Raw genomic sequence first — 6649 nt, 5'->3', positions numbered from 1 at the left:
CCCACGTCGTTCTTCTTTATTGCCACAGGACTGATTTAACCTGAGCTGTCCAAGCTTTGACATTTTCCGATAACCATTACCGATGCCTAAAACGACCCGGCGCGCCTATTGTTTGTCTTCAGATCCTGATGGAGAGCAAAGGAATGCAAGGGTATGCACGCGAACATCTTCTCCGCACCAATCGATTCTCCGAGCACGGCCACAGCTACCTAATAACGTGCGTAGTCAAAGATCGACAACCCGTATTTACAGACTTGCGCACTGCTCGCATGGTGATCAGTGAAATGAAGCGCCTGCATATCTCGGGTGTCGTGGATTCTCTAGCATGGGTGATTATGCCGGACCATTTGCACTGGTTATTTGAGTTGAAGTCAGGATCCCTGGAGACGCTCATGCAGTCGCTCAAAGGTCGTAGCGCTTTTGCAATCAACAAGGCGTACGGCACCAAAAAGCTTACATGGCAGAAGGGCTATCACGACCGCAGGGTAAGGGTCGAAGATGACTTGGCGGAGATGGTTCGTTATGTCATAGCCAACCCGGTAAGAGCCGGGCTGGTTGAGCATGAGGGAGATTACTCACTATGGGATTGTTTTTACATGTGGGACCGGCTTTAGCCGGGAAAGCGCCAGGTGTCACAGCGCAAAATTGATGGCGCTCAAACCGGCCTATTCCCGGCTGAAGCCGGTCCCACGTCGGTCTCCGTTTTGCCACACAACCTGAAGGACACCGGGCGATTGATATCGACGTGGGACCGGCTTTAGCCGGGAAAGCGTCAGGTGTCACAGCGCAAAATTGATGGCGCTCAAACCGGCCTATTCCCGGCTGAAGCCGGTCCCACGTCGGTCTCCGTTTGCCACACAACCTGAAGGACACCGGGCGATTGATATCGACGTGGGACCGGCTTTAGCCGGGAAAGCGTCAGGTGTCACACCGCAAATTGATGGCGCTCAAACCGGCCTATTCCCGGCTGAAGCCGGTTTCACGACATCACTCAGCAATCAACCAATCCATCTTCCAATCCCCCTTGGTCTGCCCAAGCTTCTGCGCCAGATATGGCAGCAACTCGCGCAGTTCTTCCTCCAGGCCCCAAGGGGGGTTGGCGATGGCCAGGCCGGAGCCATTGAGGCTGGCGGGAGTGTCCAACGGGTGAACATACAGCTCAACGCGCAGTAACTTCGGCGCGCCGGTTTCAGCCAGATCCTGATAAAAACGCTTGAGCAGGCGCGGGTCCTTGATGGGGTACCAGATCGCTGCCACGGTCTGACGCATACGACCAATGGTTTCTTTCAAGGCCACCGCGCACCGCTTCATCTCGTCGAGTTGCTCGAATGGCGGGTCGATCAGCAGCACCGCCCTCTTCTCCGCCACCGGCAGCAGCGCACGCGGTACATGCCAGCCTTCGCCCAGATGCACCGCCACGCGGCGGTCGCCTTTCATGTTCTCTTTCAACAAACGCCCATCTTCCGGATGCTTCTCGTTGAGCAGCACGCGGTCGTTGGCGCGGGTCGAACGGCGGGCGATTTCCGGGGAGCCGGGGTAGTAACGCAACTCACCGTCGGGGTTCATGTCATGCAGGAGCTGCATGTAATCAGCCGTCAACGCAGGCAGGTCCGGCGCGTCCCAGAGACGTGCAATGCCTTCCAGGTATTCGCCTGTGCGGCTGGCCTGATCACCCTTGAGGTCATACAGCCCCAGCCCGGCGTGGCTGTCGATATAGGCGAACGGCTGCTCCTTGCGCGCCATCAGCGCAAACAAGCGAGTCATGATCAGGTGTTTGAGTACATCGGCGTGGTTGCCGGCGTGGAAGGCGTGGCGGTAATTCATGGCAGCTCCTCGAAGGCTGCGCAGTTTAGCAAAAGCGAGCGGCATAATCAGGGCGCGCTGCCGCTCATTCGCAGCGGCCTTGCCTGCCGCCATTGCTTATCTGCCATCAAGCAAACGTGAAGTTATCGACAACAAACGCGGCTGTACCCTGATTGACGGTGAACACCATCACTTTAATCTTGCGCTCAGTACTGACAGCGTCGTGCCAGGCGGCGTAATCAAAGCCGAAGTCCAGCTTGCGCTCGAAGATAAGCTGCTCCTGCTCATCAAAACACGCAAGAACGGGAGGCACGAGGCCCGGAATGCTTGCCCTGGCAAAAGCACCGAAAGTGACTTTATTGACCGGCGACCTCAAAACAAAACGCACCGAGCTTTCATCGGCAAATGAAATAGCCTGCCCCGTCACAAAGGGCGCTGCGACTGAATCCATGATCAGGCTCGCATCTTTGCCCACAGGGGTGACGATCATCGCGGGGAAGTCTCGATCAGTACCAGCGGGAATGACACCTAATGTTCCGGTCTCAAAATCCTCCCGGCTATAAATCACGCTAAAGGTTCTGACGGCTGACTCCGGAATGCTACCGTACAAACCTCGGGCTTTGATGCTATACCCCCTGAACGCCAGCGATGACAAATCAACCGTCCAACTGCCGCCGGTCGCTACTACGGTAGCCAGCACTTGTGCCCTGTCCAGAATCTCCACCTGCCGATGAGTGGCAGCCCGCCCCTCAAGGGTAACCGCGGTGTCATAGGTGCTGCCGCCGTTGTCGACCTCGCCTTTGGAGTCGCGCACGCTGGTAAGAGTGGGCGCCGCAGCAGCAACCACTGTCACTACCCAGGCCTCGTCGGAAGAACCAATGGTGTAGCTGTGCCTGCCTTCCAGCACTGCGATCGACTTCACCCACGTGCCACCCTCCTTAACCAAAGCCAGAGCGACGGGCGTGTGTTCATCCGCAATAATCACCGCCGTGTCGGCCTCGCCGGTGCCAGAAAGCGTCAGTACGATGTCTTCGGTAGATCCATTGCTGGGTATCGGATTGTTTTCACTGTCCACTACCCCGGTAATAGCAGGTATCGCGAGAGGTTTGTTGAAACTTGATTCGGCATCCATGGCACCCACCGTCTAACGAATGTTAGTCATCGCGACCTTAAAAGGAGTCGCACAACTAAACACTATCGAGACTGATCACCCGGCACACCTGATAGAAGTGACAGTGGTTAAACTAATTCGCGATAAGCAAACTTCATTTAATGATGCACAACCCTGCATCCCTATCGAAGACACCGCCCCTTCGCGAATAAATCCACTCGCACAGAATCCCCCCATCCAGGACCAACGCAGCCGCCCGTGGGACCGGATTCATCCGGGGAGGCGGCCTGACATTCAACGCCTGTACACCCCAACGCGAAGGAGTAACCTCACCGGATCAACCGCAATCCGAGCCGTCAAAATAGTCGCCGTTGGTACCGGTAAACCTCACAATCTTAAGCTTTCGATCAATGGGTGGGAGTTGCGGGGCCGGTACTTCAATGATGATGTCCCACGGTGACGACACCGCGCCACTGCTCGTGCACACGCGAAAGCTATGGCCCCCTGCTGGTGCATCAAACCTTACAGACCACGCGCCGCCGCCCAGCACCTGGGTAGACCCGTTCAGGAGGCCGTTATCCAGTACAAACAACTTGGTGTTCGACGGCCCACGGCCAAAAATGATCAATGCGGGATGGATTGTAGTGCCGGGATTTGCAAGGGAGCTGCACCTGCCATCGACTATACGGGTTATCGCAAGCGCGGTAGATGTAGACGTAAATGGGGAGAAAGTATCCATCGTTCACCTGAATTGGCTAATGGCAGTTTTTCTGACAACTGCTTTATGTCAGCCCGATGACTGATAGAGAGTATCGTCGATAAAACATGAGTAACGACTATAAAAAGCGATAAGGGTTAGATTGATCGGCAATTAGCAACGCATAAAACGCTATCTTTTGCTCTACCGGCGTCATTGACCCAACCTGTACATGTGGCAAGCACCACCTGCCGTTGCAGGGGCGGCTTCAGTCGCGAGCGGCATTAACGCCCGAGATCAGCGCTGATGCCACGGACGCCCTTGCGTCTGAAACCGTTCCACCAGGTTGCCCCCCGCCCGGTTACATCCGCACACACGTGCCAGCATTTACGTCCAAAACCGTCTGCCCAATCATGCGCGCCGTGAGCCTAAGAACTCATCATTAAGCGTCACCCGCCACGACAGACAGCGGTTTTTTTGTGCCCGCGATAAATTCGTTTATCGCGAGTGCATAATGCCTTTGCACGTCCGTTATGTCGGGAGTCGGCTAATACAAGACCCTTCGGGGGAATATGCCGGCACTCTTAATGGTGTTCTTAGCTCCCGACGCCTTTGGTCCCTCAATAAAGCCAATACGGACAGACGTAATGCAAGAGCCTTTCGAACCCATGGTGTTCACCCGCCACAAATACCAACTACACGCCCTGCTCATCGAGCGCCAGGCCTGGTTTTGCGCCCGGGATCTGGGCCGCATGATGGGCCTGTTCCTCGAAGAACGCTTCACCCGCAAACTCGCCCCGGACCAACGCCGCAACGTGCTGATGAGCTACTACGGCGACGCGAAAGAAACCCTCATGGTCAGCGAATCCGCCGTCTACGCCCTGCTTGTCTACCACCCGAATCCTGCCAACCTGCCACTGCGCAAATGGCTGACCTACAGCGTGCTGCCGAGATTGCGTTACGGCCAGCTAACACTTGATCACAACTGCCCGACACCAGGGGTGCTGGAATGGAATACCGGCGAACTGAATGTGATGCATTGGCAGGATGAGCCGTGGATTCGGTTGCGGGATATGCCGTGTTTGTTGCCGCGGCGGGATGAGGTGGGGGGTGGCGGCCGGGGTGGATGGTGGAGATGCCTGCAGCGCAGGTAGCGACGCCACCACGTTCAAATTGCGTCTTGAAAGGTCGTCGCTTTAATGGATGGGATCGGTTGTGGTACAGACGTATGTGCTGCCGGGTCAGGATGAAATGGGGGGCCGACGCCGGGCCTGCCGTTATCAACCGTACGGCATTGTTACCCCCTACATTGGTGATGCTAGAGCCAATACGTTAGCTATCCATAGGGTATACCTGCATTGAGCGAACTAAGCTTTCCAACGAAATCCTGATGTCAAGGTTGATAACTCGGGCTGTGGGTAGAATTGGCAATCGATGACATATTAACCACTGTCGACAATGACAGTGGTTAATATGAGTGGGAATATCTAATAGCGTCCGGCGCTTTTAAGATGTCCATTCAAGGCGAAGACCTTGTCACCTCATACGAAAAGCTGCATTGAGTGCTTCTGATGAGCATGCAGGTCCCGACCTATGGCGCACTACAGAAAACTCGAAGCCTGAAAAAGCTGCTCTATCAGTACCACTCGAAATTATCGATACCAATGCCGCCATCTGAAATACCTTCGTCGAGGACTGTAAGCTCAAATCGAACGCATGGCTTGGGAAGAGGTATATGCGCCACATATCCATTTAAATCATTAGTCACAGGAAGATAATGAATTTTGACTGCTTCATCATTGACATCAAAAAACACCATAACATGCTCAGGCTTATTAACTCCCACACTAGTAAAAGTAAAGTGTATAATTGGCCTTCCAAACTTGAAAATGACACTACGGCGAGGGGGCACCAAAAACGTTCTCTGCCCTAAAGCTGGGACCCGATCACTTTGGTAGATATATGGAGCGGCAGCGACTCGAGCAAAGAAACCTATAAGCCCATCTGAAAATAATACATCGATGTTCATAGGAAGGTAGCCTAATGGTCGACTCTCAAAATTTTCACGCCCCACAACACGCTGGACTGTCAGCGTCCACACCTCCGATTCCGGATTGTCGCCATACAGTCCCCTAGCCCTGATTCTGTAAACTTTAGCCGCCAGTGATGGCAACACAAGTGTCCAGTGGCCGCCGGCTGCCCTTACAGTGCCCAGCAGGGACATATCATCGAGAATCTCCACGTCTTGATCGGCATTGGCTCTTCCGGTCAGCGTTACGCTGCTGCTGACAGTCGTTCCACCGTCGGGAATTTCAACGCCTTCGGCATCCTTGACGCTGTCTATCGTCAGCGTCGCCTCGGCTACGGTAAAGCGCCATGCTGCCGAAACGGGTTCACTGCCGTAACGGCCTCTGGCTGTGATGGAGTAATCCTTTAATTCCAGTCCGAGTAGCCTTTTCGTCCAAACACCACCCGTGGCCAGCACGGAGCCCCATCCGTCTGTACCATCTTCGATTTCCACAGACTCATCCGCCTGAGCTGTCCCGGAAACCGTCACACGGTCATCTTCAGTCGTTCCCCCCCGAACGATCAGGTTGCCTGCTGAATCTTCAATGCGGGTGATCTCCGGCCTTACAGCCGCTTCACCCACGGTCACGATCCAGGGCGGTGAATCCACTCCCGCCAGCGAGTCACGGACGGTAAACACATGCCGCCCCAGTTCGAACGTGTCCGTGAAATCCCACGTACGATTAATGGTCACCGAGACCGTTGTTAACAGGTCGCCGTTGTCGTAGACGAACACTACCGAACTGGCAGTCCCGCCTCCGTAAACCGTCAGGAGCGGGTCATCAGTGGACTCGCCGTTATCGACCGGGTTGCCCTTGCTGTCCTTTACATCGGTGATGCTGGAGACAGTACGTTGACCATTCATGGGGTATACCTGCATTAAGCGAAATAAGTTTGCTGACGACATGCTGATGTCAGGTTTGACGAATCGGGTTATGGAAAGTATTGGCGAGTAATGACGCTTCAACCAC

The 6649-nt window shown here is 54.9% G+C and carries 5 protein-coding genes; 2 read left to right on the top strand and 3 right to left on the bottom strand.

Going from position 1 to position 6649, the window contains the following annotated elements:
* The first annotated feature begins 143 nt into the window (after positions 1–143).
* Complete coding sequence (locus H8S59_RS14540; protein ID WP_095092400.1) at positions 144–614, top strand: REP-associated tyrosine transposase; 471 nt, start codon at positions 144–146, stop codon at positions 612–614.
* Positions 615–987: 373 nt separating this feature from the next.
* On the opposite strand, the gene H8S59_RS14535 is transcribed toward H8S59_RS14540, so the two are convergent.
* Both H8S59_RS14535 and H8S59_RS14530 read right to left on the bottom strand, forming a co-directional pair.
* Positions 988–1824: a 23S rRNA (adenine(2030)-N(6))-methyltransferase RlmJ gene (locus H8S59_RS14535; RefSeq protein ID WP_187521863.1), complete on the bottom strand. Its 837-nt coding sequence runs from the start codon at positions 1822–1824 to the stop codon at positions 988–990.
* Between the two features lie 106 nt (positions 1825–1930).
* Positions 1931–2935 (bottom strand): hypothetical protein, encoded by a 1005-nt coding sequence (locus tag H8S59_RS14530; RefSeq protein ID WP_187521862.1) that lies wholly within the window; start codon positions 2933–2935, stop codon positions 1931–1933.
* 1323 nt (positions 2936–4258) lie between these two features.
* On the opposite strand from H8S59_RS14530, the gene H8S59_RS14525 reads away from it, so the two are divergent.
* A complete protein-coding gene (locus tag H8S59_RS14525; RefSeq protein ID WP_095092402.1) occupies positions 4259–4765 on the top strand; it encodes a BRO-N domain-containing protein in 507 nt (168 codons plus the stop codon).
* 482 nt (positions 4766–5247) lie between these two features.
* Here the strand turns inward: H8S59_RS14525 and H8S59_RS14520 are convergent, their stop codons facing one another.
* A complete protein-coding gene (locus H8S59_RS14520) occupies positions 5248–6543 on the bottom strand; it encodes a hypothetical protein (RefSeq protein WP_187521861.1) in 1296 nt (431 codons plus the stop codon).
* Positions 6544–6649 lie beyond the last annotated feature (106 nt).

It is taken from the genome of Pseudomonas folii (assembly GCF_014357575.1).
GTDB lineage: Bacteria > Pseudomonadota > Gammaproteobacteria > Pseudomonadales > Pseudomonadaceae > Aquipseudomonas > Aquipseudomonas folii.
Note: the sequence above shows the minus strand (reverse complement) of the source record. Positions and strands in the feature narration are given on the sequence as shown.

Bases quoted from the DNA above. Each gene is read 5' to 3' on its own strand.
- H8S59_RS14540 (WP_095092400.1), top strand. From the start codon at position 144: ATGCAAGGGTATGCACGCGAACATCTTCTCCGCACCAATCGATTCTCC.
- H8S59_RS14535 (WP_187521863.1), bottom strand. From the start codon at position 1,824: ATGAATTACCGCCACGCCTTCCACGCCGGCAACCACGCCGATGTACTC.
- H8S59_RS14530 (WP_187521862.1), bottom strand. From the start codon at position 2,935: ATGGATGCCGAATCAAGTTTCAACAAACCTCTCGCGATACCTGCTATT.
- H8S59_RS14525 (WP_095092402.1), top strand. From the start codon at position 4,259: ATGCAAGAGCCTTTCGAACCCATGGTGTTCACCCGCCACAAATACCAA.
- H8S59_RS14520 (WP_187521861.1), bottom strand. From the start codon at position 6,543: ATGAATGGTCAACGTACTGTCTCCAGCATCACCGATGTAAAGGACAGC.